General features: G+C 69.1%; 1 pseudogene. It reads right to left on the reverse strand.

What is annotated here, in order from left to right:
• Nucleotides 1-314: pseudogene (locus PA598K_RS37125) on the reverse strand (ABC transporter ATP-binding protein); the annotation flags it as partial.

Genomic DNA, 314 nt, shown 5'->3' on the forward strand with positions numbered 1-314 from the left:
CCGCCGGAGAGCTGATGCGGGAATCTCCGGGCGACTCGCGCCGCGCCTGCGATGCCGACCCGCTCGAGCATCTCGATCGTCCTCGTCCGCGCCTCGCTGCGGCTGAGCCGCTGATGGACGCGCAGCGCTTCGTCCACCTGATTGCCGATCGTGAACACCGGGTTCAGCGACGTCATCGGCTCCTGGAAGATGATCGACAGCTCGTTGCCGCGCAGCCTGCGCAGCTCCCGGGGCTTCAGCTTCAGCAGATCGCGGCCCTCGAATCGCACCTCGCCTCCGGCCACCTTGCCGCCGGAGGCGACGAGGCCGAGGAT

Origin of the sequence: Paenibacillus sp. 598K (assembly GCF_003851045.1) — a bacterium.
Lineage (GTDB): Bacteria > Bacillota > Bacilli > Paenibacillales > Paenibacillaceae > Paenibacillus_D.